This is a genomic window from Actinophytocola oryzae (assembly GCF_004364325.1).
In the GTDB taxonomy this organism is placed as follows: domain Bacteria; phylum Actinomycetota; class Actinomycetes; order Mycobacteriales; family Pseudonocardiaceae; genus Actinophytocola; species Actinophytocola oryzae.
The window spans coordinates 286,520-308,597 of sequence record NZ_SOCP01000001.1 but is presented as its reverse complement, the minus strand read 5'-3'; the positions used below and the strand labels follow the sequence as shown (position 1 = coordinate 308,597).

The following is a 22,078-nucleotide window of genomic DNA, read 5'->3' as shown; positions in this document are numbered from 1 at the left end:
AAAAGTAGAACGTGTTCTACTCAGCAAGGTAGCGCCCAGCCACGGCCGACGCCAGTCCGACCACCACTCCCCGACCGACGCCTCGCGGCGCAGCCGCCCAGATCCGCCGGGGACGGCCCGCGATGATCAGAACGGTTCGATGGTCCTCGTGACGATCCAGGCGTGTCTGCCCACCGGCCGGACGCGGCGGAAGCCGTTCTGCTCGAACAGTTCCGCGGTCCCGCTGAACAGGAACCGGCCCTGTGCCTGCCGACCCGCGGTCGCCTCCGTGATCGCTTCGGTGCGGCCGCCACCGGCGCGCGCGATGGCGGTCAGCGCGCCCTCCAACGCCGCGTGCGCGATGCCCTGGCCCCGGTGCCTGGGGTCGACGTAGATGCACGTGATCCGCCAGTCGGGTACCGCGGGCGGGGACTTGTCGTACTCGCGCCGGTGTTTGATCCGGGGCAGTTCCTCCGGGCTGCCGAACTGGCACCAGCCCTGGGCGCGGCCGTCCCCGTCGACCACCAGGGCGGCATGCGAGCGCCCGGCGAGCACCCGGTCACGCTTCACGTCCCGCCGCCCGGCGCCGCGCATGGCGCCCTCGGGGTGGAAGCCGACGCACCAGCAGCCGCCGAACACGCCGTTGTTCCGCTCGACCAGTTCGGCGAACGCGTCCCAGCTCGACGCGCCGAGGGCGACCACGGTGCGGGTCACGGGTGCTTTCCCGACACGCGTGTCGCGTCGGCCAGCAGCTCGGCGAGCTCGGCGGGCCTGGTGATCATCGGCCAGTGCCCGGAGTCGATGTCGGCGTAGGCCAGGGTGGAGACCTTGGCCAGCTCCGGCACCTGCCCGGCGGCGATCCAGCCACGGGCGTCGTCCGGGCCGAACTCGGGACACACCACGGTGACCGGAATGTCGTACCGGCGTGCGTCAGTCAGCCCCACCACGGCCGTCGCGACTCCCTCTGGCACGGGTATCGCGGCGGTCGCGAACCGCTCCCGGGCGGCATCGTCGAGGTCCGCGGAGTCCGGCCCGGCAAACGGCTCCCAACCGGGGAAGTCGACTATGCCGCCGACCGGTTCGATCAGATCGAAGTAGACCCGCCCGTCGGCGACCGGGAACCCGCCGACGAACGCGACGCCTGCCACCTCGTCCGGCCGGGCGTCAGCGGCGAGCCAGGCCAGCGTGCAGGCCGCGGAGTGCCCCACGACCAGCGCCGGGCCCGTCGTCTCGGCCAGCGCGGCGAGCACCGCGGTGAGCTGGTCGTCCAGGGTGGCGGCGCCGTGCTGGGGAAGGGTGACGGGTACCGGGCGGTGCCCGCGTTCGACGAGTCCGGGTAGGACCTCGTCCCAGGCGGAGCCGTCCAGCCACAGGCCGGCGATGAGCAGGATGTCCACGGTGTTTCTCGCTTCCGGGATGGATCTTGCGGGGGTCGGCGGCCACGCTAGACCCAGTAGCGGACGTTCTGCTTCCTCTACTCTCCGGTCATGCCTGCCCACCCGAGTCCCACCGCAAGGGCCCTGCGCGCGCTGGAGGTCCTGCAGACCCGTGCCGTTGTCCCGGCAGCCGAGCTGGCGACCCGGCTCGAGGTCACGCCACGCGCGACACGCCGCTACGTCGGCATACTGCGAGAGGCGGGCATCCCCGTCGAGTCGGTACGCGGCCCACACGGTGGCTACCGGCTCAGCCGCCGCACCCGCCTGCCACCGGTCGTGTTCACCGAGACCGAGGCGCTCGGCCTGGTGATGGCCGTGCTCGACGGCCGGCCCGCCGCCGCCTCGGGTGACGACCTGGTGGGTGGCGCCCTGGCCAAGGTCATCCGGGCGCTGCCGGAGGACGTGGGCAGGCAGGCCACCGCGCTGCGCGACCACGCCGCGGCCGCACCGGACCGCTACGCGGCCACCCCCGACCCGGCGACCACCAGCGCACTGGTCGGGGCCGTCGCGGCCCGGGTAGGGGTGATCATCACCTACCGCGGCGAACGAGGAGTCTCCTGGGAGGCCGAGGTGGACCCCTGGGCCATCGTGGCCCGCCACGGTCGCTGGTACCTGCTGTGCCACTCCCACCGCGCCGCGGCCACCCGCACCTACCGGATCGACCGCGTACGAGCAGTGCGACGCACCGCCCGGTCCTTCACCCCGCCCGAGAACCTCGACCCGGTCGTCACCCTCGAGGAAAACCTCGGCACCGGGTGGCAGTACACCACCCGGGTCGCGTTCGACGCCCCGCTCGAGGAGGTACGCCGGTGGGCCCGGCCGCCGATGGGCACCCTCGAGCGGTCCGGCGTCGGATGCGTACTCGTCGGCAGCACCCGCAACCCGGCGATGTACGCGCAGGAATGGCTGGCCACCGCGCCGTTCCCGTTCCACGTCCAGGGCGGCCCCGAACTACGCGCCGCCATGGCCGAGCTCGCGGCTCGCTGCGCCGCCGCCCTGACCGACGACCGACGCACGGCATCAGCCGGATCGTGCGCGCAGTCGCCGCCATCTCCGTCGACTAGCTGATGCGACTGGTCACCCACTCGTGGAAGGCCGCTATGTGGTGCTCGGTCGGGACCAGGACGCCACCTCGCGCGTAGACGCGGGAGGACATCGCCGGTTGGCAGCGTTCGCAGGCTTCGAAGTCCTGTTCGTTCACCCGGTGGAACAGTTCCACCGAGTGGGTGACGTCCTTGCCGGCCGCCACTACCTCCTTGCTGTACAGCCAGTCGCACTCCACGATCGTCCGGTCGGGCGCCATCGGGTACATGCGGTGGAAGATCACGTGGTCGGGCACCAGGTTGATGAACACCTGCGGGTTGACCGTCACCGCGTAGTAGCGGCGGTCCTGGTCCTGCGTCAGCTGCGCCAGCTTCGCGAAGCCCTCGCTGCCGTCGATCGTGAAGCCCCGCACCTCGGACGCGAACTCCGCGCCATGACCCACGTAGTACTGCGCCGCGTACCCGTCCGCGAACTCCGGCAGCACGTCGGTCAGCTCCGGGTGGATCGTCGCGCAGTGGTAGCACTCCATGAAGTTCTCGACGATCAGCTTCCAGTTCGCCTTCACGTCATAGGTTATGCGTCGGCCCACCGCCAGCTCGTCCATCTCCCACCGGTTTATCAGCTCCGGGTCGCCAAGGCGGGTTGTCGCCGCGCCCATCACCGTGTCCTCGAACGACGGCGGCTCGTCGGCCAGGCACACCCACGCGTAACCCAGCCACTCGCGCAGGTGTACCCCCACCAGGCCGTACTCGACCCGGTCTATGTCCGGCATCTTCGTCAGGTTCGGCGCCGCGACCAGTTTGCCGTCCAGTCCGTACGTCCACGCGTGGTACAGGCACTGGAGGTTCCGCCGCACCTCCCCCGCCTCCGCCACACACAGCTTCGCCCCGCGGTGCCTGCACACGTTGAAGAACGCCCGCAGCCCGTTGTCCCTGCCCCGCACCAGAAGTATGCTCTCTCGTCCTATGTGGACCGTGCGGAACACCCCCGGGGTCGGCAGGTCCGCCGAGCGTGCCGCGGCGATCCAGTGCGACTCGAAGATCCTCGACTGCTCCAGCCCGAAGATCCCGGGGTCGGTGTAGTGGTCTCCGGGTAGCGTCGCCAGCAGGCTCGCGGGCAGGGTCATCCGACTACCTCCGCTTCCGGAACGGCCAACGTCCGGCGCCTGCGGCCGAACGGTCTGGGCCGGTCGATCGCCAGCACGGCCACCTCGCGGCCCTCCCGCCGGTAGACCGCCACGAATGATCGTGACTCCGTGTCGCCCTCGATCACCTCGACGGTGTCCCCCACCCGGTGATGGCCTGCGAACTGGAGTCGCACTCCGTACTGGTCGGACCAGAAGTACGGGGGCTCCTGGCGTGTCGACGGTTGCTTGCCCAGCAATGTCGCCGCCGCCACCGCCGGTTGACGCAACGCGTTCGTCCAGTGCTCCAGCCGCACTACCTCGCCCGCGAAGGGGTTGTACGCCGACGCGCAGTCACCCACCGCCACCACGCCCGGCACGTCCGTCGCGCCTCTCGCGTCGGTTCGCACGCCCGGACACAGCGGGAACCCGGTCAGCCACTCCACGTTCGGCACCGCGCCCACTCCCGCGACCACCGTCGCGGCGGGCAGGACCCTGCCGTCGGCAAGGCGCACCCCTTCGACCCCGGCGCCGCCGACGAACCCCGTCACGCCGACTCCCGTCACGAGGCGCGTGCCGTGGTCGGTGTGCAGGGCGGCCACGTGGGCCCCCATCTCCACGCCGAGCGGCCCGGCCAGCGGGGTCGGCAACGCCTCCACCACCGTGACGTCCAAGCCCAGCCCTCGCGCCGTCGACGCCACCTCCGCGCCGACGAACCCCGCCCCGATCACCACCACCGGGCCACCTCTCAGCAGGGCCGAGCGCAACGCCAGCGCGTCGTCCAGTGTCCGCAGTGTGTGCACGCCCCGCAGCGACCCCGGCAGGGCCCGCGCCCGCGCGCCCGTCGCCAGGACCACCCCGTCCGAGACCAGCTCCTCGCCACCCGACAGCGCGACCGCCCGGCGGCCTCGGTCCAGGCCGACCGCCTTCTGGCCCAGGCGCCACTCGATGTCCAGTACCCCGTCGTCCTCCGTGGACAGTGCGAGGTCCGTCACACCGATCGTGCCCGCCAGGAACTCCTTCGACAGCGGCGGCCGGTCGTACGGCTCGTGCCGCTCCTCCCCCACCACCGTGATCCGGCCCTCGTAGGACAGGGCCCGCAGCGCACGTGCCGTCGACAGGCCGGCCAGCGACGCGCCGACGATCGTCACCGACCGCATCACGCGACCGCCGACATCGACGGTCTCACGTACACGACACCTTCCCGCACCTCGACCTCGTGTGTGCGCACCGGTTTCTTCGCGGGTGGGCCGGTCGGTTGGCCGGTGCGCAGGTCGAAGCAGGAGGCGTGCAGCGGGCACTCGACCACGCAGCCCTCCAGCCAGCCGTCCGCCAGGGACGCGTCCTGGTGGGTGCACGTGTCGTCGATCGCGTAGAGGACGCCGTCGGCGTTGAACACCGCGATCGGCACCTCGGCCTCGACGCGGACCGCCTCGCCGACGGGGAGGTCGTCCACCGCGCAAACCGGGATCATGCAAGACCTCCGTTGTGCTATCCACAACTGGTGCTGCTATACGCAACACTTTGAGGCTTGGTCAGACACGCGTCAAGGGGCTCACCAGGGGAAAATGGCGAGTCCTGAGTAAAGTTGCGGCATGGGGAACGAACAGCCCGTGGTGCAGGTGCAGTCCGTGGATCGGGCGCTGGCGATCCTGGACATGCTGGCCCGCCGCGGCGAGGCAGGCGTCACCGAGATCGCCGCGGAGTTGGAGGTCCACAAGTCGACGGCGTTCCGCCTGGTCGGCGCGCTCGAGAACCGGCAGCTGGTGGAGCAGGTCAGTGACCGGGGCAAGTACCGGTTGGGGTTCGGGATCGTGCGGCTGGCGGGGGCCACGACGGCGCGGCTGGACCTGCCGCGCGAGGGGCAGCCGGTGTGTGAGCGGCTCGCGGTCGAGCTGGACGAGACGGTCAACCTGGCCATTCTGGACACCGGCGCGGCCACGAACATCACCCAGTCGTATGGTTCCGCGGCCGTGACGACCCGCAACTGGATCGGGCAGCGCACGCCGCTGCACGCCACCTCCAGCGGGAAGGTCCTGCTCGCCTGGGCGGACGGGACGGTCCTCGAGGAGGCACTGGACACTTTGGAGCGTTTCACCCCGAAGACGATCACCAGTAGGTCCCGGCTGCTCGCCGAGCTGAAGTTGACGCGCGAGCGCGGTTGGGCGTCGACCAACGAGGAGTTGGAGGTCGGCCTCAACGCGGTCGCGGCGCCCATCCGGGGGACGGGTGGGGCGGTCGTGGCCGCGGTGAGCGTGTCGGGGCCGGCGTACCGGTTGACGGTGGACTCGTTCCCGTCGATCACGGACAAGCTTCGGGCGGGCGCCGACGAGATCTCCGCCCGGATCGGCTACTTCGGCGACTGATCGCGTAGCAGGCCACGCCAGGCGGCTCAGCCGAACCAGTTCTCCGCACACGGAGACGTGTTCTCGTAGACGTGTTTGGCCTCCTGGTACTCGGCCAGCCCTGTCGGCCCCAGCTCCCGCCCGATGCCGGACCGCTTGAACCCACCCCACTCCGCCCCCGGCAGGTACGGCCCGAAGTCGTTGATCCACACCGTCCCGTGCCGCAACCGCCGCGCCACCCGCCGCCCACGCTCCCGATCAGCCGTCCACACGGCCCCGGCCAGGCCGTAGTCCGTGTCGTTGCCCAGCTCGACGGCCTCGTCCTCGGTAGTAAAAGTCTCGACCGTGAGGATCGGGCCGAACGTCTCCTCCTGCACGATGCTCATGTCGCGCCGGCAGTGGTCGAAGATCGTCGGCAGGTAGAAGAACCCGGCCTGCAACTCCGGGTCGTCAGGGCGCCTGCCGCCCGTCAGCAGAGTCGCGCCCTCGGCCAGCCCCTGCGCCACGTGCCGTTCGACCTTCGCGCGATGTTCCGCCGAAACGAGCGGGCCACTGCGGCTGTCCGGCGCCAGACCGTTGCCCAGTTGAATGTTCTCGGCTCGCCGGACCAGTTCGGCGACGAACGCGTCGTGCAACTCTTCGTGGACGATCAGCCGGGTGCCCGCCGAGCACACCTGCCCCGCATGCAGGAACACCCCCGTGAGCGCGTGGTCGACGGCGGCCTCGAAATCAGCGTCGGCGAAGACGATGTTGGGGTTCTTCCCGCCCAGCTCCAGCGCGATCTTCTTCACGGTGTCGGCGGCCGAGCGCATGATCGTCTGCCCGGTGCGCAACCCGCCGGTGAACGACACCAGATCGACCTCGGGCGCGCTCGTCAGCACCGGTCCGACCTCCGGCCCCGCGCCGAGCACCAGGTTCACCACCCCGGCCGGTACACCCGCCTGCTCGATCAGCTCCACCAGCTTGATCGTGGTCAGCGGCGTGACCTCACTGGGTTTCACGACCATCGTGTTGCCCGCGGCCAGCGCCGGAGCGACCTTCCACGACGCCTGCAGCAGCGGATAGTTCCACGGTGTGATCAACACGCACACCCCGACCGGCTCGTACCGGACCTGGCTGACGACACCCGGCCCGGCGTCCACGGTCCGCGTGTGGTCCCGCGTCGCGAGGTCGGCGTAGTAGCGGAACACCGAGACGACATCGTCGACGTCGATCTCGCTCTCGACCAGGGTCTTGCCGGTGTCGACGGTCTCCCAGCGGGCGAGGTCGGACTTGTTGCGCGCCAACAGGTCCGCTACCTCACGCAACAGCTCGGCCCGATGCACGGGAGTCCACTGTGGCCATTCGCCGGCGTCGAAGGCCCGACGCGCGGCCCGGACCGCCGCCAGCGCGTCCGCCGGAGTGGCGTCCTCGAGCGTGGCGATGACCGCCTGGTTGAACGGGTTGATGATGTCACGCTTCGACACATGACCTCCCACCGTTGCACTATCCGGCACTCTAGCCGCATTATGCAACAATGGACCAGTCTTACGACTACATCATCGTCGGCGGCGGCTCGGCCGGCTGCGCACTGGCCAACCGGCTCTCCGCCGACCCGAAGACCACCGTGCTGGTCCTGGAGGCGGGACGCCCCGACTGGAGCTGGGACCTCTTCATCCACATGCCCGCCGCCCTGACCATGGTCATCGGCAACCGGTTCTACGACTGGCGCTACGTCTCGGAACCCGAGCCGTTCATGCACGACCGGCGCATCACGCAGGGCAGGGGCAAGGTCCTCGGCGGCTCCAGCTCCGTCAACGGCATGATCTTCCAGCGCGGCAACCCGATGGACTACGAACGCTGGGCCGCCGACCCCGGTATGTCCACATGGGACTACGCGCACTGCCTGCCCTACTTCCGGCGCATGGAGAACTGCACGGCGGGCGGCGACGAGTGGCGCGGCGACGACGGCCCGCTGCACCTGGAACGCGGCCCTGCCGCCAACCCGCTGTTCGACGCGTTCTTCGGAGCCGTGCAGGAGGCGGGCTACCCGCTGACCAAGGACGTCAACGGCTTCCAGCAGGAGGGTTTCGCGCGGTTCGACCGCAACATCCGTGACGGCAGAAGATGGTCGGCCGCCCGCGCCTACCTGCACCCCGTCGAGAAGCGCCCGAACCTGACCGTGCGGTGCTACTCGCTCGTGCACCGCGTGCTGTTCGACGGAAAGCGGGCGGTGGGCGTCGAGTACGGCCGCGGCGGGCGAACCCATCGCGTGCGGGCAGGCGACATCATCCTGTGCGGCGGTGCGATCAACACGCCGCAACTGTTACAGCTCTCCGGTGTCGGCGACCCGGACCACCTGCGCCCACTGGGCATCGAACCGGTGCACGAGCTGCGGGGCGTCGGTGAGAACCTCCAGGACCACCTCGAAGTCTACGTCCAGCACGCGTGCACGAAGCCGATCTCCTTCAACCCGGCGCTGAAGCTTCGCAACCGTCCCGCGATCGGCCTGCGATGGCTTCTCGGCAAGTCCGGGCCCGCGGCGACCAACCACTTCGAAGCCGGTGGGTTCGTGCGCAGCAACGACACCGTCGCCTACCCGAATCTCATGTTCCACTTCCTGCCCATCGCGGTCCGCTACGACGGCACGCCGGTCGGCGCCGAGCACGGCTACCAGGTCCACGTCGGCCCGATGTACTCCGACGCCCGCGGCAGCGTGCGCATCACGTCGCGTGATCCGAAACAGCACCCGGCGATCCGGTTCAACTACCTGTCCACCGACCAGGACCGGCGCGAGTGGGTCGAGGCGGTCCACGTGGCACGGGACATCCTGGCGCAGCCCGCGTTCGCCGAATTCAGCGGCGGCGAGCTGTCGCCGGGCCCTTCGGTGCGGACCGACGACGAGATCCTCGACTGGGTGGCCCGTGACGGCGAGACGGCCTACCACCCGTCGTGCACGGCACGCATGGGCGTCGACGAGCTGTCCGTCGTGGACCCGGCCTCGATGCGGGTGCACGGCCTGACCGGGCTGCGGGTGGTCGACGCGTCCGTGCTGCCGTACGTCACGAACGGCAACATCTACGCGCCGGTGATGATGGTGGCGGAGAAGTCCGCCGACCTGATCCTCGGCAACACCCCACTGGCCCCGCTCGAGACCCCGTTCCACCGGCATTCGAGCAGCTCATGACCGGCAGCACGATCCAGTCGGTCGACCGGGCGCTCACGATCCTCACCCTGCTCGCCGAGCACGGCCCGCTGGGCGTCACCGAGCTGTCCGGCCTGCTGGACGTGCACAAGTCCACCGCGTTCCGGCTGGTCACGACGCTGGAGCTGCACGAACTGGTCGAGCAGACCACCGACCGCGGCAAGTACCGGCTGGGTGTCGGGGTGCTCCAGCTCGCAGGCGCCACCACCGCGCGCCTGGACATCGTGCAGCGCAGCAGGCCCGTGACCAGACGCCTGGCCGACGAGTTGGGCGAGACGGTCAACATCACCGTCCTGTCCGGACACGACGCGCTCTACCTCGACCAGACCGCGGCGGCCTCGACGCTCCAGCCGTACAACTGGGTCGGCCAGCGCGTCCCGCTGCACGCCACGTCCAACGGCAAGGTGCACCTCGCGCACGTGTCGCCCGCGCGGTTCGCCGAGCTGACCGCGCAGCCGCTGCGCCGGTTCACCGACCACACCAAGACCGACGTGACCGCCCTGCTGGCCGAGGTGGCGGCCACGAGACGGAACGGCTACGCGGTCGCGGTCGACGAGCTGGAGGTCGGGCTGACGGCGGTCGCGGCGCCGATCACCGGGCCGGACGGCGAGGTCGCGGGGTCGGTGAGCGCGTCGGGGCCGACGTTCCGCATCCCGGCCGAGCGAGTGTCCGAGGTGGCCGCGAAGGTCGTCGAGGCGGCCCGGGAGATCTCGCGGCAGCTGGGCTGGCACGGGCTCGCCGCACATTCCTCACCGTTCTGAAACACGCCGCACCCTTGACGCTCACTCACCCAGGGTCAATTCTGTTCCATTAACAGGTACGAAGTGCACCATACGCAACACGGCAGAGGTGAACCGTGGCCGCACCGACCGAAGTCACCGAACCCACCCCCAAGATCCCCGGCGACCCGGTGATCGCCGTCCGCGCGCTGTGGAAGGTGTTCGGCGTGCGGCCGGAGCGGGTGCCCGAGTCCCCGGAGCTGTCCGCCCTGTCCCGCCGCGAGCTGATGGACGCGACCGGCTGCGTCGCCGCGGTCAGCGGCATCGACTTCGAGGTCGCCGCCGGCGAGGTCTTCGTCGTGATGGGCCTGTCCGGGTCGGGCAAGTCCACACTCGTGCGCTGCCTGACCCGGCTCATCGAGCCGACGGCCGGGGAGGTCGTGTTCGAGGGCGAGGACATCCTCGCCGCGGACCGCAGGCGGTTGCGGTCGTTGCGGCGCGACAAGTTCTCCATGGTGTTCCAGCACTTCGGGCTCCTACCGCACCGCCGCGTGATCGACAACGTGGCCTACGGGCTGGAGATCCGCGGCATGGGCAGGGCGGAGCGGCACCGGCGGGCGCTCGAGGTGATCGAGCTGGTCGGCCTCGACGGCAACGAGCGGTCCTACCCCGACCAGCTCTCCGGCGGCATGCAGCAGCGCGTCGGACTGGCCCGCGCACTCGCCGGCGACCCGGACGTGTTGTTCTTCGACGAGCCGTTCTCCGCGCTGGACCCGCTGATCCGCCGGGACATGCAGAGCGAGGTCATCCGCCTGCACCGCGAGGTCGGCAAGACGATGGTGTTCATCACCCACGACCTGTCCGAGGCGCTGAAGCTGGGCGACCGCATCCTGATCATGCGTGACGGCAAGGCCGTGCAGTGCGGCACCGGCGAGGAGCTGGTCCGCTCGCCTGCCGACGAGTACGTGTCCGACTTCGTCCGGGACGTGCCGCGCGCGGACGTCCTCACGCTGCGGTCGATCATGCGTCCCTCGCGGCCCGACGACGTGTTGGACGGGCCGGAGCTGGCGCCTGAGGTGGTGGTGCGGGAGGCGGTGCGTGCTGTGCTCGCCGCCGACCGGCCCGTGAAGGTCGTGCGGGACGGTGAGCTGCTCGGCGTCGTGAGCCACGAGGAGATCCTCAGCGCCGTGGCGGGTGAGTGATGGCCCAGCTGGCCCTTCCTCGTGCCGCGTCGTTGCGCCGCCCAGGCCGCGGTGCGCTGGTCGTCGGCATCCTGGTGGTGTTCCTGGCACTGTGGGCGGTGCTGCGTGGGATGCACACGCTGTCCCTCGGCGCCGCGCAGCTGACCCCGTTGCACCACACGATCAACGACTTCAACGACTCGCTCGGCGCGAGCCGCAACACCAACCCGGTGTTCCTGTACTTCTTCAACGAGATCCGGCTCGTCGTCGACGAGTTCACGTCGTTCGTCCAGGCGCTGATCGCGCAGCCGTCGTTCGGGCGGCCGGTGCCGCTGATCGGCTGGCTCGGGGTGGTGGCGATCGTCGGGTACGTGTCGTATGCCGTCGCGTCGTGGCGGATGGCGCTGCTGGCCGCCGCGGGCTTCACCTTCCTTGGTCTGCAGGGATTGTGGCGCGAGAGCATGGACACGCTGGCGCTGACGCTCGCGGCGGTGCTCATCGCGTTGCTCATCGGGCTGCCGCTGGGGGTCTGGGCCGGGTTGTCCGACCGGTTCCACCGGATCATCACGCCGGTGCTGGACCTCATGCAGATCATGCCGTCGTTCGTGTACCTCGCGCCGCTGACACTGGTGTTCCTCATCGGTCCGGCGTCGGCCACGATCGCGACGCTGATCTACGCCGCGCCCCCGGTGATCAGGTTCACCGCGCACGGCATCCGCAACGCGCCGCGCGAGACGGTCGAGGCGAGTGAGTCCCTTGGCGCCACGACGAACCAGACGTTGTTCAAGGTGTTGCTGCCGACGGCGAAGCGGACGATCGTGCTCGGTGTCAACCAGACGATCATGGCCGCGCTGGCGATGGTCACGATCGCCGCGCTGATCGACGCACCCGGCCTCGGCAAGACGGTCGTGAAGGCGTTGCAGACCCTCGATGTCGGCACGGCGTTCAACGCGGGCCTCGCGATCGTCGTGATGGCGATCGTGCTGGACCGGGTCACCACCGGTGCGGCTGCCCGCGCGCGGGTCGACACCCCTCGGATGTCCACAATGGTCAGACGGGGTGTGCTCGGTGCGGGTGCCGTGCTGACGGTCGTCGCCGTGTACCTGTCGACGACCTACGTGTGGGCGGCGGAGTTCCCGCCGGACGTGCCGGTGGGCCGGTGGATCGCGCAGTTCACGACGACCGCGACGGACTGGGTGCAGACGAACCTGTCGTCGGTGACCGGTGGCGTCAAGGACTTCGTCACGCTCGTGCTGATCGACCCGCTGCAGACGCTGCTGACGGAGTCGCCGTGGTGGCTGCTGGCGGCGGCGGTCGTGGCGGTGTCGGCCGTGGTCGGCTCGGTGCGGGCGGCGATCGTGTCGGCGGCATGTCTGCTCCTGTTGTGGGGCACGGGGTTGTGGGCCGACTCGATGGCGACGCTGGCGTCCACGCTGGTCGCGACGGTGATCGTGCTGGCGCTGGGTGTCGTGTTCGGCGTGTGGATGGGCCGCAACCGCACGGTCGACCGGGTGTTGCGCCCGCTGCTCGACGCGGGTCAGACGATGCCGCCGTTCGTCTACCTGGTGCCGTTCCTGGCGTTGTTCAGCGCCAGCCGGTTCACGGCGATCGTGGCGGCGGTGGTGTTCGCGGCGCCGGTGACGATCAAGGTCGTGGCCGACGGCATCAGAGGGGTGTCCCCGACGACGGTCGAGGCGGCGACGTCGGCGGGGTCCAGCACGTGGCAGCTGATCACCAAGGTGCAGCTGCCGATGGCACGGCACGCGTTGACGCTGGCGACGAACCAGGGGCTGATCTACGTGCTGTCCATGGTGGTGGTCGGCGGTCTCGTTGGCGCGGGTGCGCTCGGCTACGACGTGGTGGCGGGTTTCTCCCAGGCACAGCTCTACGGCAAGGGCCTCGCGGCAGGAGCGGCGATCGTCCTGCTCGGCGTGATGCTCGACCGTCTCACGCAGGCGGCGGCACGGCGCGCCCAGTGACACCGAGAACGAAGGAGTGGCAAGTGACACGTTCGACCTGGGTTCGCGCCGGCGTCCTGCTGGCGGCGATGGCGATGGCAGGGTGCGGCGGGGCGAAGGTCGGCGAGTCGTCGTCCGGCGGTGGTTCCGGGGACTGCGGTGACTTCAACATCGCGATCAACCCGTGGGTGGGTTACGAGGCCAACGCGGCGGTGCTCGCGTATGTGGCCGAGACGGAACTCGGTTGTACGGTAACGAAGAAGGACCTCAAGGAGGAGGTCGCGTGGCAGGGGTTCGGCACCGGCGAGGTGGACGCCGTGGTCGAGAACTGGGGCCACGACGACCTGAGGAAGAAGTACATCGACGAGCAGAAGACGGCTGTGTCGGCGGGTTCCACGGGGGTCGAGGGGCAGATCGGGTGGTACGTGCCGCCGTGGCTCGCCGAGAAGTACCCGGACATCACGGACTGGAACAACCTCAACAAGTACGCGGACATGTTCAGGACGTCGGAGTCGGGTGCGCAGGGGCAACTGCTCGACGGTGACCCGTCGTTCGTCACCAACGACGAGGCGCTGGTCAAGAACCTGAACCTGAACTACAAGGTCGTCTACGGTGGCAGCGAAACGGCGTTGATTCAGGCGTTCCGGCAGGCCGAGGCGAACAAGACGCCGGTGATCGGGTACTTCTACTCGCCGCAGTGGCTGTTCGCGGAGATCGAGCTGGTGAAGGTCGACCTGCCGAAGTACACGGCCGGGTGTGACGCGGACCCGGAGAAGATCGCCTGCGACTACCCGGACTACGACCTGGACAAGATCGTGAGCAAGAAGTTCGCCGACGCCGGTGGGCCCGCCTACCAGCTGGTGAAGAACTTCCAGTGGACCAACGACGACCAGAACGAGGTCGCGAAGTCGATCGCCGAGGACAAACTGTCCCCGGAGGCCGCCGCCAAGAAGTGGGTGGACGCGAACAAGGACAAGATCCAGGCCTGGCTCCCGAAGTCCTGACCGCCCCGACCCGACCCACCCCAACGCACTGAAGGACGCCTTCCTTACGGTCAGCGTTACGAAGGCGTCCTTCAGTGCAGACGGGGCTCGGGCACTTGACAAGGGCCATCCGGGCCACGACGCTGAGTTGCGTAGCCTGCGTGCTGTTGCGGATCGCGCACTGTGGAGGGTGGCATGGCCGGACCCCGGGTCGTGGTGGTCGGAGCGGGTGTCGTCGGGGCCGCGCTGGTCGACGAGCTGTCCGCACGGCGTTTCGGGGACATCACGATCATCGACCAGGGTCCGCTGCCCGCCCCGGGCGGTTCCTCCTCCCACGCCCCCGGCCTCGTCTTCCAGACCAACCCCAGCAAGGCCATGGCCGAGATGGCCCGCTACACCGTCGAGAAGCTCACGGGCCTGTCCGCAGGCGGTGAGCCGTGCTTCCTCCAGGTCGGCGGCCTCGAGGTGGCTACCACCCCCGCCCGTCTGAACGACCTCCACCGCCGCCAGGGCTGGGCCACCTCCTGGGGCATCCCGGCCACCGTGATCGGCCCCGACGAGTGCCTCGACCTCTTCCCCCTCCTCGACCCCGACAGGACGCTCGGCGCCCTCCACACCCCCACCGACGGCGTCGCCAAGGCCGTCCGTGCCGTCGCCGCCCAGGTCGACCGCGCGCGGGAGCGCGGCGTGACCGTCCTGGACCGCACCGAGGTGCTCGACGTCCTCGTCACTGGCGACCGCGTCACCGGTGTCGCCACCAGCCGGGGTGAGCTGCCCGCGGACATCGTCGTGTGCTGCGCCGGGATCTGGGGTGCGCGCATAGCAGGCATGGTCGGCATGTCCCTGCCACTGTCCCCCATGGCCCACCAACTCGCCTGGACCGGCCGCGTCGCCCCGCTGACCGGGCACACGGCGGAGATCACCCGGCCGATCCTGCGCCACCAGGAAGCCGACCTCTACTACCGCGAACGGTTCGACACCATCGGCATCGGCTACTACGGCCACCGGCCCATGCCCGTGTCGGCCGACGACATCCCGAGCGTGGACGCCGCAGACGTCATGCCGTCCGTGCAGCCCTTCACCGAGGAGGACTTCGCGGAGGCCTGGCGCGAGACCCACGAACTCCTGCCCGCCACCCGGGACGCGAAGGTCGAGGAGGGCATCAACGGCCTCTTCTCGTTCACCACCGACGACATGCCGCTCCTCGGCCCTTCCCGTGACGTGCGCGGGTTCTGGGTCGCGGAGGCGGTCTGGGTCACCCACTCCGCCGGGGTCGGCCGCGCGATGGCCGAGTGGATCGCCGACGGGTACTGCACGTCGTTCGACCTGCACGAGTGCGACGTCAACCGGTTCGAGCCGCACCAGCTCGCGCCGAAGTACGTGCGGGAGCGGGCGTGCCAGAACTTCGTCGAGGTGTACGACATCAAGCACCCGGCCCAGCCGATGGAGGACCCGCGTCCACTGAGGACCAGTCCGTTCCGGCCGAGGCAGCAGGAGCTGGGGGCCTCCTTCCTCGAGGCCGGCGGCTGGGAGCGGCCGCAGTGGTACCAGGCCAACGCCGGTCTCGTGGCCGGCAGGGACATCCCGCGGCCCGACGAGTGGGCCGCCCGCTACTGGTCCCCGATCGTCGCGGCCGAGGCGCAGGTGACCAGGGAGGCCGTCGCGCTCTACGACATGACCGCCCTCAAACGCGTCGAGGTCACCGGGCCCGGCGCCACGGAGTTCCTGCAGCGGCTGGTCACCGGCGACGTCGACAAGTCCGTCGGCTCCGTCACCTACTGCCTGCTGCTCGACCACGACGGCGGCATCCGCAGCGACGTCACCGTCGCGCGACTGGGCCGGGACACGTTCCAGGTCGGTGTCAACGGGATGCTCGACCTGGACTGGCTGGCCCGCCACCTCCCGCCGGACGGCACGGTCCAGGTCCGCGACACGACGGCGGGGACGTGCTGCGTCGGGGTGTGGGGGCCGAGGGCACGCGACCTCGTGCAGCCGCTGACCGACCTGGACCTGGTGAAGCTGAGGTACTTCCGTGGCGCGCGGGGCCATGTCGGCAACGTCCCGGTGACCGCCCTGCGACTGTCCTATGTGGGCGAACTGGGTTGGGAGCTGTACACTACCGCTGACATGGGCCTCAAGCTGTGGGACACGTTGTGGGCGGCCGGTCGGGAGCACGGCGTGATCGCCGCGGGCCGTGGGGCGTTCAACAGCCTCCGCCTGGAGAAGGGCTACCGGTCGTTCGGCACGGACATGACCTACGAGCACACGCCGTCCGAGGCCGGGCTCGATTTCGCCGTGAAGAAGGCGAAACCGGACTTCGTCGGCAAGGACGCGACCCGGCAGAGTACGCGGAAGCTGACCTGTCTCACACTCGACGCGTACGTGCTGGGCAAGGAACCCGTGTACGACGGGGACAATCCCGTCGGCTACGTCACCAGCGCCGCCTACGGCCACACCATCGGCACGGGCATCGCCTACGCGTGGCTTCCCGCTGAGCTGGCGACACCCGGCTGGACCGTCCACATCGGATACTTCGGTCGCCGCATCCTCGCGACGGTCGCCGAGGAGCCGTTGTTCGACCCGGCCATGACGAGGCTGCGCGGATGAGCGAGCACCTGTGGTGCAACCCGGAACCCAAGCCGTCCTACGACGTGGTCATCGTGGGGGCGGGCGGCCACGGTCTCGCCACCGCGTACTATCTCGCGCGCAACCACGGCATCAGGAACGTCGCCGTGCTGGAGAAGGGCTGGCTCGCGGGCGGGAACATGGCCCGCAACACCACGATCATCCGGTCGAACTACCTGTGGGACGAGAGCGCGGGGATCTACGAGCACGCGCTGAAGCTGTGGGAGACGCTCCCCGAGGACCTCGACTACGACATCCTGTTCAGCCAGCGGGGCGTGCTCAACCTCGCGCACACGCCGCAGGACGTCCGCGACTCGATGCGACGCGTCAACGCCAACCGTCTCAACGGGATCGACGGCGAGTGGCTCTCGCCGGAGGACGTCGTGAAGGTGTGCCCGATCCTCAACACCTCGCCCCACACCCGGTATCCGGTGCTTGGCGGCACCTGGCAGCCGCGTGCGGGCATCGCGAAGCACGACCACGTGGCGTGGGCGTTCGCGCGCAAGGCCGACGAGTGCGGGGTCGACCTGATCCAGCACTGCGAGGTCACGGGCTTCCTGCGGGACGGCAACCGGGTGGTCGGCGTGGAGACGAGCCTCGGCCCGATCCACGCGGGCTCGGTCGGGCTGGCGGCGGCCGGGCACTCGAGTGTGCTGGCCGACACCGTGGGGCTGCGGTTGCCGCTGCAGAGCCATCCGTTGCAGGCGCTGGTGTCCGAGCTGCTGGAGCCGATCCACCCGACGGTGGTGATGTCGAACCACGTGCACGTGTACGTCTCCCAGGCGCACAAGGGAGAGCTGGTCATGGGTGCGGGCATCGACTCGTACAACTCCTACGGGCAACGGGGTTCGGTGCACGTCATCGAGGACCAGACGGCCGCGGCGCTCGAGCTGTTCCCGATCTTCGCCGGTGCGCACGTGATCCGCTCGTGGGGCGGCATCGTGGACGTCACACCGGACGCGTCGCCGATCGTGGGACTGACGCCGCTGGAGAACCTGTACGTCAACTGTGGTTGGGGCACAGGGGGTTTCAAGGCGACGCCGGGGGTCGGGTGGGTGTTCGCGCACACCATCGCGACCGGGGCGCCGCATCCGCTGAACGAGCCGTTCAGCCTGGCACGCTTCACCACCGGGGCGTTGATCGACGAGCACGGCGCGGCTGCCGTGGCGCACTGATTGGACCGCAGATGCTGCTGATCAAGTGTCCCTGGTGCGGTGAGCGCGAGGAGATCGAGTTCCGCTACGGCGGACAGGCCGGTGTCGCGTACCCGGCGGACCCGGATGCGTTGTCCGACAGGGAATGGGCGGAGTACCTGTTCTTCCGTGACAACCCGAAGGGCGCGTTCGCCGAGCGGTGGGTGCACGCCGCGGGTTGCCGTCGCTGGTTCGACACGGTCCGCGACACGACCACGTCGGAGTTCGTGGAGGACCGATGAGACTGCCCACCGGCGGCCGGATCGACCGCACGGTCACCCTGCGGTACACCCTGGACGGCGTGGCACGCACGGGTTTCGCCGGCGACACCGTGGCGTCGGCGATGCTGGCCGACGGTCTCGTGACAGTCGGGCCGTCGCAGTACAGGGGCAGACCGCGCGGGATCGTGACGGCAGGCGTCGAGGAGCCCAACGCGCTGGTACAGGTCGACGGCGAGCCGTCGCTGACCGCGACGACCGTCCCGTTGGCGGAAGGGCTGTCGGTGTCGCTGCTGAGCGGCGTCGGCCGGCTGGAGCCGCTCGGGGAAATGGTGCACGACAAGAAGTTCGTGCACACGGACGTGTTGGTGGTCGGGGCAGGCCCGGCCGGGCTCGCGGCGGCGCTGGCGGCGTCGTCGGGTGGGGCGCGGGTGCTGCTGGTGGACGACCAGCCGGCGCCCGGGGGGAGCCTGCTGTCGGATCCCGTTGTGCTGCCGTGGGTCTCGTCGACCGTGACCGAGCTGGCCGGGCGCGCCGAGGTGCGGATGCTGGCGGGGGCGACGGCTTTCGGCTACTACGACAGCAACTACGTGCTGGTGGCGCAGAAGCGGCGGCTGTGGCACGTGCGGGCGAGGCGTGTCGTGCTGGCGACGGGCGCGCACGAGCTGCCGCTGGTGTTCGCGGACAACGACCTGCCGGGCGTCATGTCGGCGTCGGCCGTGCGGACGTACGTGAACCGGTACGCGGTGCTGCCGGGCCGGAACGTGGTCGTGCACACGACGAACGACAGCGCGTACGAGACAGCGTTCGACCTGGCGTCGGCAGGTGCGCGGGTGGTGGTCCTGGACGCCAGGGCGACGCCACCGGAAGACCTCGCGACACGGGCGGCGTCACTGGACATCGAGGTACGGGCGAACCAGCTCGTGGAGCGGGCGCTGGGCAACGCCCGGGTCATCGGAGTGTCCACAGGGGACGTCGAGCTGGAGTGCGACCTGCTGGCGGTGTCGGGCGGATGGAGCCCGGTGGTCCACCTGTTCAGCCAGTCCCGCGGCACACTGCGGTGGGATGACACCCTTGCGGCTTTCGTGCCGGACCGCGCGGCACAGGCGAACCAGGTGGTGGGCGCGGCCAACGGCGTGTACGGGCCGGCGGAGGCCCGCGCGGAGGGCGCGGCAGCGGGCGTGACGGCGGCGGCAGCGGTGGGTTTTCCGGGATCGCTGCCGGACCTCCCGCACGTGGCGCACCGGGACGTCGTGCCGCCGCGCCCGGTGTGGCGGGTGCCACTCGAGCCCGACCGCTGTTTCGTTGACTTGCAACGAGATGCGACGGTGGCGGACGTACTGCGCGCCACCCGCGCGGGCATGCGCTCCCCCGAACACGTGAAGCGCTTCACGACGATCGGCACGGGGTCGGACCAGGGTAGGACCTCGAACCTGCCGATGCTGGGGGTGCTGGCCGCCGCACTGGACCTCGGCTCGCCGGGAGACCTTGGCACGACGACGTTCCGGGCCCCGTACGTGCCGGTGTCGTTCGCGTTGATGGCCGGGCGCAACAGGGGCGCGTTGCACGACCCCGTCCGTACCACCCCGATCCACCCGTGGCACGTGGCGGCGGGCGCGGTCTTCGAGGACGTGGGACAGTGGAGGCGCCCGAGGTTCTACCCGAAGCCCGGTGAGAGCATGGAAGAAGCGGTCCTGAGGGAGTGCGGTGCCGCGAGAACGGGCGTGGCGGTCCAGGACGCGTCGACGCTCGGCAAGATCGAGGTGGTGGGCGCGGACGCGGGCGAGTTCCTGAACCGTATGTACACCAACGCGTTCAAGAAGCTGGCGGTCGGCGCGTGCCGCTACGGCATGATGTGCGGCCCGGACGGCATGGTGATGGACGACGGCGTGACCATGCGCCTGGCGGAGGACCGCTACTACGTGACCACCACGACGGGCGGTGCGGCCAAGGTGCTGGACTGGTTCGAGGAGTGGGCGCAGACGGAGTGGCCGACCTTGGACGTGACGTTCACGTCGGTGACCGAGCAGTGGTCGACGATCGCCGTGGTTGGTCCGGAGTCCCGCACGGTGGTCTCCCGGCTGGTGTCGGAGGACGTGTCCGCCGGGGGCTTCCCGTTCATGACGTTCCGGAACGTGGTGCTGCACAACGAGGTCCCGGCGCGGATAGCCCGCATCTCGTTCTCGGGTGAGCTGGCGTACGAGGTCAACGTGGCGTCGTGGTACGGCCTGGCGACGTGGGAGGCGGTCCTGGAGGCGGGTGAGGACCTGGCGATCGTCCCGTACGGCACGGAAACCATGCACGTGCTGAGGGCGGAGAAGGGCTTCCCGATAGTCGGGCAGGACACCGACGGCACGGTGACTCCGCACGACCTGGGGATGTCGTGGATAGTGTCGACGCGCAAGGACTTCGTGGGCAGGAGGTCGCTGCGACGCCGGGACACGAGGCGGCCGGACCGGAAGCAGCTGGTGGGCCTGTTGCCGACGGACCCGAACCTGCTGATCCCGGAAGGGACACAGCTGATCGCGCCGAACACGCCGCTGACGCCGCCCGTTCCCATGCTGGGCCACGTGACGTCGAGCTATCGCAGCGCCGCGCTGTCGAGAACGTTCGCGCTGGCCCTGGTCAAGGGCGGCCGATCACGCCTTGGCGAGAAGGTGCTGGCCCCACTGGGCGACAGCCTGGCTGAGGCGACGATCACGGACCCGGTGTTCTACGACAAGGAAGGCCTGCGCCGTGACGGCTGACTCCCTGCGCCGCAGCCCACTGGCCGACCACCCCCTGCCCGCGGGCATGAGAGAACTCCCGTTCCGCAGGGCGGCGAACGTGCAGGGTGGTGGCCCGTTTCCCAAGCCCGCCGCCAACACTGCCATCCGGTGGGAGGAGCACGACGTCCTGTGGCTGGGGCCGTCGGAGTGGCTGGTGCTGGACGGCCCGCCGCTCGAACTCCCGAACGGGGTGGACGTCTCGGCGAACCGGACGACGATCGAGCTGAGCGGCCCGCACGCCCGGGACATCCTGGAGAAGGGCTGCACGCTCGACCTACACCCGAGATCGTTCTCGGCGGGCAACTGCGCGCAAACCACCCTGGCGAGAACCCAGGTGATCTTGTGGCAGACCACCGACGAACCGACCTACCACCTCCTGGTCCGGAACTCGTTCGCCCACTACCTGGCCGCGTGGCTGACCGACGCCGCCGCTGAGAGCTGACCGCGCAGTCGGCGAGGACGGCCGGTTTCCACCGACGAGCCGGCCAGGACCGAAGCCGCCTAAATCCGGCGACATCGGCTGCCGTCCCCGCCAGGATGGCCGGTATGGACGGGGTCGAAGTCGTCGTCGCTCACAGCCAGCGTGCGACGCTGCGTGTGGGTGAGGTGTTCCTGAAGGTCGACGTCGACCCGGCGCACGCCGACGTCGAGGTGGCGGCGATGGCCATGGCCCCCGTACCGACCCCGGCGGTCCTCTGGCGCGAGCCGCCCGCGCTCGCGATCGCCGCCGTGCCGGGCAAGGCCCTCGGTGTCCTCGGCGAACCGTCAACCGCGTCACCGGCGGCGTGGGCCGCGGCGGGCGCCGCCGTACGCCGGCTGCACGACGCGCCGTTGCCGCCGTGGCCCGGGCGCACGCTCGAGGACGTCGCGGCGGAACTGGACAGGGAGTGCGCGTGGCTCCACGCCAACGCCGTCCTGCCCGCCGAGGTGATCCGGCGCAACCGCGAGATCGCGCAGATCGCGCTCCGGCCGTGGAAACCGGCGTTCATCCACGGCGACCTGCAGATCACCCACGTGTTCGTCGACGGAGACGAGGTCACCGGCGTCATCGACTGGTCGGAGGCCGCCCCCGGCGACGCCATGTTCGACCTCGCCATCCTGACCCTCGGACACGAGGAACGCCTCGACGACCTGCTCACCGGCTACGGCCCCGACGCCGACCGGGACGTGATCCGCGCCTGGTGGTCACTGCGCAGCCTCACGGCAGCGCACTGGCTGATCGAGCACGGCTTCGATCCCGACGCGCCAGGCTGCGAGTTCGACGTGCTCAGAGCCCGGCTGCGGGAACCCTAGCCGGCCCGGGACAGGAGCACCGCCCCGAG

19 protein-coding genes are annotated in these 22,078 nt (G+C 70.0%); 13 read left to right on the top strand and 6 right to left on the bottom strand.

The window, feature by feature from the left end; genetic code table 11:
- Positions 1-126: 126 nt before the first annotated feature.
- Together CLV71_RS01320 and CLV71_RS01315 are read right to left on the bottom strand one after the other, a co-directional pair.
- On the bottom strand, positions 127-693 hold the full coding sequence (locus CLV71_RS01320) for a GNAT family N-acetyltransferase (protein ID WP_133900681.1): 567 nt from the start codon (positions 691-693) through the stop codon (positions 127-129).
- Positions 690-1,376 carry an alpha/beta fold hydrolase gene (locus tag CLV71_RS01315; protein ID WP_133900680.1) on the bottom strand — a complete coding sequence of 229 codons (687 nt, stop codon included), beginning with the start codon at positions 1,374-1,376 and terminating at the stop codon, positions 690-692. Before CLV71_RS01315 ends, CLV71_RS01320 begins: the two co-directional genes overlap by 4 nt.
- A 90-nt stretch (positions 1,377-1,466) precedes the next feature.
- On the opposite strand from CLV71_RS01315, the gene CLV71_RS01310 reads away from it, so the two are divergent.
- Positions 1,467-2,483 carry a helix-turn-helix transcriptional regulator gene (locus tag CLV71_RS01310; RefSeq protein ID WP_133900679.1) on the top strand — a complete coding sequence of 339 codons (1,017 nt, stop codon included), beginning with the start codon at positions 1,467-1,469 and terminating at the stop codon, positions 2,481-2,483.
- Here the strand turns inward: CLV71_RS01310 and CLV71_RS01305 are convergent.
- The 3 genes from CLV71_RS01305 to CLV71_RS01295 are packed head-to-tail and all read right to left on the bottom strand — an operon-like array spanning position 2,476 to position 5,056.
- Positions 2,476-3,585 carry an aromatic ring-hydroxylating oxygenase subunit alpha gene (locus CLV71_RS01305; RefSeq protein ID WP_133900678.1) on the bottom strand — a complete coding sequence of 370 codons (1,110 nt, stop codon included), beginning with the start codon at positions 3,583-3,585 and terminating at the stop codon, positions 2,476-2,478. The genes CLV71_RS01310 and CLV71_RS01305 overlap by 8 nt on opposite strands.
- Positions 3,582-4,742: an NAD(P)/FAD-dependent oxidoreductase gene (locus CLV71_RS01300; protein ID WP_133900677.1), complete on the bottom strand. Its 1,161-nt coding sequence runs from the start codon at positions 4,740-4,742 to the stop codon at positions 3,582-3,584. Before CLV71_RS01300 ends, CLV71_RS01305 begins: the two co-directional genes overlap by 4 nt.
- The gene (locus tag CLV71_RS01295; RefSeq protein WP_133900676.1) at positions 4,742-5,056 is read right to left on the bottom strand and encodes a bifunctional 3-phenylpropionate/cinnamic acid dioxygenase ferredoxin subunit; all 315 of its coding nucleotides are present in this window, start codon (positions 5,054-5,056) and stop codon (positions 4,742-4,744) included. Before CLV71_RS01295 ends, CLV71_RS01300 begins: the two co-directional genes overlap by 1 nt.
- A gap of 121 nt (positions 5,057-5,177) precedes the next feature.
- On the opposite strand from CLV71_RS01295, the gene CLV71_RS01290 reads away from it, so the two are divergent.
- Positions 5,178-5,948 carry an IclR family transcriptional regulator gene (locus CLV71_RS01290; RefSeq protein ID WP_133900675.1) on the top strand — a complete coding sequence of 257 codons (771 nt, stop codon included), beginning with the start codon at positions 5,178-5,180 and terminating at the stop codon, positions 5,946-5,948.
- Positions 5,949-5,974: 26 nt separating this feature from the next.
- On the opposite strand, the gene CLV71_RS01285 is transcribed toward CLV71_RS01290, so the two are convergent.
- Positions 5,975-7,393: an aldehyde dehydrogenase family protein gene (locus CLV71_RS01285; protein ID WP_243866156.1), complete on the bottom strand. Its 1,419-nt coding sequence runs from the start codon at positions 7,391-7,393 to the stop codon at positions 5,975-5,977.
- Between the two features lie 50 nt (positions 7,394-7,443).
- Here CLV71_RS01285 and betA point away from each other — a divergent pair, with 50 nt between their 5' ends.
- From betA to CLV71_RS01230, 11 genes are all read left to right on the top strand, one after another.
- A complete protein-coding gene (gene betA / locus CLV71_RS01280) occupies positions 7,444-9,093 on the top strand; it encodes a choline dehydrogenase (protein WP_133900673.1) in 1,650 nt (549 codons plus the stop codon).
- A complete protein-coding gene (locus CLV71_RS01275; RefSeq protein ID WP_208297331.1) occupies positions 9,090-9,872 on the top strand; it encodes an IclR family transcriptional regulator in 783 nt (260 codons plus the stop codon). Before betA ends, CLV71_RS01275 begins: the two co-directional genes overlap by 4 nt.
- A 95-nt stretch (positions 9,873-9,967) precedes the next feature.
- Positions 9,968-11,032 (top strand): quaternary amine ABC transporter ATP-binding protein, encoded by a 1,065-nt coding sequence (locus tag CLV71_RS01270; RefSeq protein WP_133900672.1) that lies wholly within the window; start codon positions 9,968-9,970, stop codon positions 11,030-11,032.
- Positions 11,032-12,990 carry an ABC transporter permease gene (locus tag CLV71_RS01265; protein WP_133900671.1) on the top strand — a complete coding sequence of 653 codons (1,959 nt, stop codon included), beginning with the start codon at positions 11,032-11,034 and terminating at the stop codon, positions 12,988-12,990. The genes CLV71_RS01270 and CLV71_RS01265 overlap by 1 nt, the downstream gene beginning before the upstream one ends.
- 23 nt (positions 12,991-13,013) lie before the next feature.
- The gene (locus tag CLV71_RS01260) at positions 13,014-13,973 is read left to right on the top strand and encodes an ABC transporter substrate-binding protein (RefSeq protein WP_208297330.1); all 960 of its coding nucleotides are present in this window, start codon (positions 13,014-13,016) and stop codon (positions 13,971-13,973) included.
- A gap of 174 nt (positions 13,974-14,147) precedes the next feature.
- Positions 14,148-16,559, top strand: a complete 2,412-nt coding sequence (locus CLV71_RS01255; protein ID WP_133900670.1) for a GcvT family protein — start codon at positions 14,148-14,150, stop codon at positions 16,557-16,559.
- Positions 16,556-17,752 (top strand): sarcosine oxidase subunit beta family protein, encoded by a 1,197-nt coding sequence (locus CLV71_RS01250; RefSeq protein WP_133900669.1) that lies wholly within the window; start codon positions 16,556-16,558, stop codon positions 17,750-17,752. Before CLV71_RS01255 ends, CLV71_RS01250 begins: the two co-directional genes overlap by 4 nt.
- An 11-nt stretch (positions 17,753-17,763) precedes the next feature.
- The gene (locus tag CLV71_RS01245) at positions 17,764-18,012 is read left to right on the top strand and encodes a sarcosine oxidase subunit delta (protein WP_133900668.1); all 249 of its coding nucleotides are present in this window, start codon (positions 17,764-17,766) and stop codon (positions 18,010-18,012) included.
- Positions 18,009-20,735 (top strand): 2Fe-2S iron-sulfur cluster-binding protein, encoded by a 2,727-nt coding sequence (locus CLV71_RS01240; protein WP_133900667.1) that lies wholly within the window; start codon positions 18,009-18,011, stop codon positions 20,733-20,735. The genes CLV71_RS01245 and CLV71_RS01240 overlap by 4 nt, the downstream gene beginning before the upstream one ends.
- Positions 20,725-21,198 carry a sarcosine oxidase subunit gamma gene (locus CLV71_RS01235; protein WP_243866154.1) on the top strand — a complete coding sequence of 158 codons (474 nt, stop codon included), beginning with the start codon at positions 20,725-20,727 and terminating at the stop codon, positions 21,196-21,198. The genes CLV71_RS01240 and CLV71_RS01235 overlap by 11 nt, the downstream gene beginning before the upstream one ends.
- Positions 21,199-21,302: 104 nt before the next feature.
- Positions 21,303-22,049, top strand: a complete 747-nt coding sequence (locus CLV71_RS01230; protein WP_133900666.1) for a phosphotransferase family protein — start codon at positions 21,303-21,305, stop codon at positions 22,047-22,049.
- Positions 22,050-22,078: the final 29 nt, after the last annotated feature.

Excerpts from the sequence above, each read along its gene's own strand:
- CLV71_RS01290 (WP_133900675.1), top strand. The coding sequence starts at position 5,178 with ATGGGGAACGAACAGCCCGTGGTGCAGGTGCAGTCCGTGGATCGGGCG.
- CLV71_RS01295 (WP_133900676.1), bottom strand. The coding sequence starts at position 5,056 with ATGATCCCGGTTTGCGCGGTGGACGACCTCCCCGTCGGCGAGGCGGTC.
- CLV71_RS01230 (WP_133900666.1), top strand. The coding sequence starts at position 21,303 with ATGGACGGGGTCGAAGTCGTCGTCGCTCACAGCCAGCGTGCGACGCTG.
- CLV71_RS01300 (WP_133900677.1), bottom strand. The coding sequence starts at position 4,742 with ATGCGGTCGGTGACGATCGTCGGCGCGTCGCTGGCCGGCCTGTCGACG.
- CLV71_RS01310 (WP_133900679.1), top strand. The coding sequence starts at position 1,467 with ATGCCTGCCCACCCGAGTCCCACCGCAAGGGCCCTGCGCGCGCTGGAG.
- CLV71_RS01275 (WP_208297331.1), top strand. The coding sequence starts at position 9,090 with ATGACCGGCAGCACGATCCAGTCGGTCGACCGGGCGCTCACGATCCTC.
- CLV71_RS01255 (WP_133900670.1), top strand. The coding sequence starts at position 14,148 with ATGGCCGGACCCCGGGTCGTGGTGGTCGGAGCGGGTGTCGTCGGGGCC.
- CLV71_RS01245 (WP_133900668.1), top strand. The coding sequence starts at position 17,764 with ATGCTGCTGATCAAGTGTCCCTGGTGCGGTGAGCGCGAGGAGATCGAG.
- CLV71_RS01240 (WP_133900667.1), top strand. The coding sequence starts at position 18,009 with ATGAGACTGCCCACCGGCGGCCGGATCGACCGCACGGTCACCCTGCGG.
- betA (WP_133900673.1), top strand. The coding sequence starts at position 7,444 with ATGGACCAGTCTTACGACTACATCATCGTCGGCGGCGGCTCGGCCGGC.
- CLV71_RS01305 (WP_133900678.1), bottom strand. The coding sequence starts at position 3,585 with ATGACCCTGCCCGCGAGCCTGCTGGCGACGCTACCCGGAGACCACTAC.
- CLV71_RS01250 (WP_133900669.1), top strand. The coding sequence starts at position 16,556 with ATGAGCGAGCACCTGTGGTGCAACCCGGAACCCAAGCCGTCCTACGAC.
- CLV71_RS01265 (WP_133900671.1), top strand. The coding sequence starts at position 11,032 with ATGGCCCAGCTGGCCCTTCCTCGTGCCGCGTCGTTGCGCCGCCCAGGC.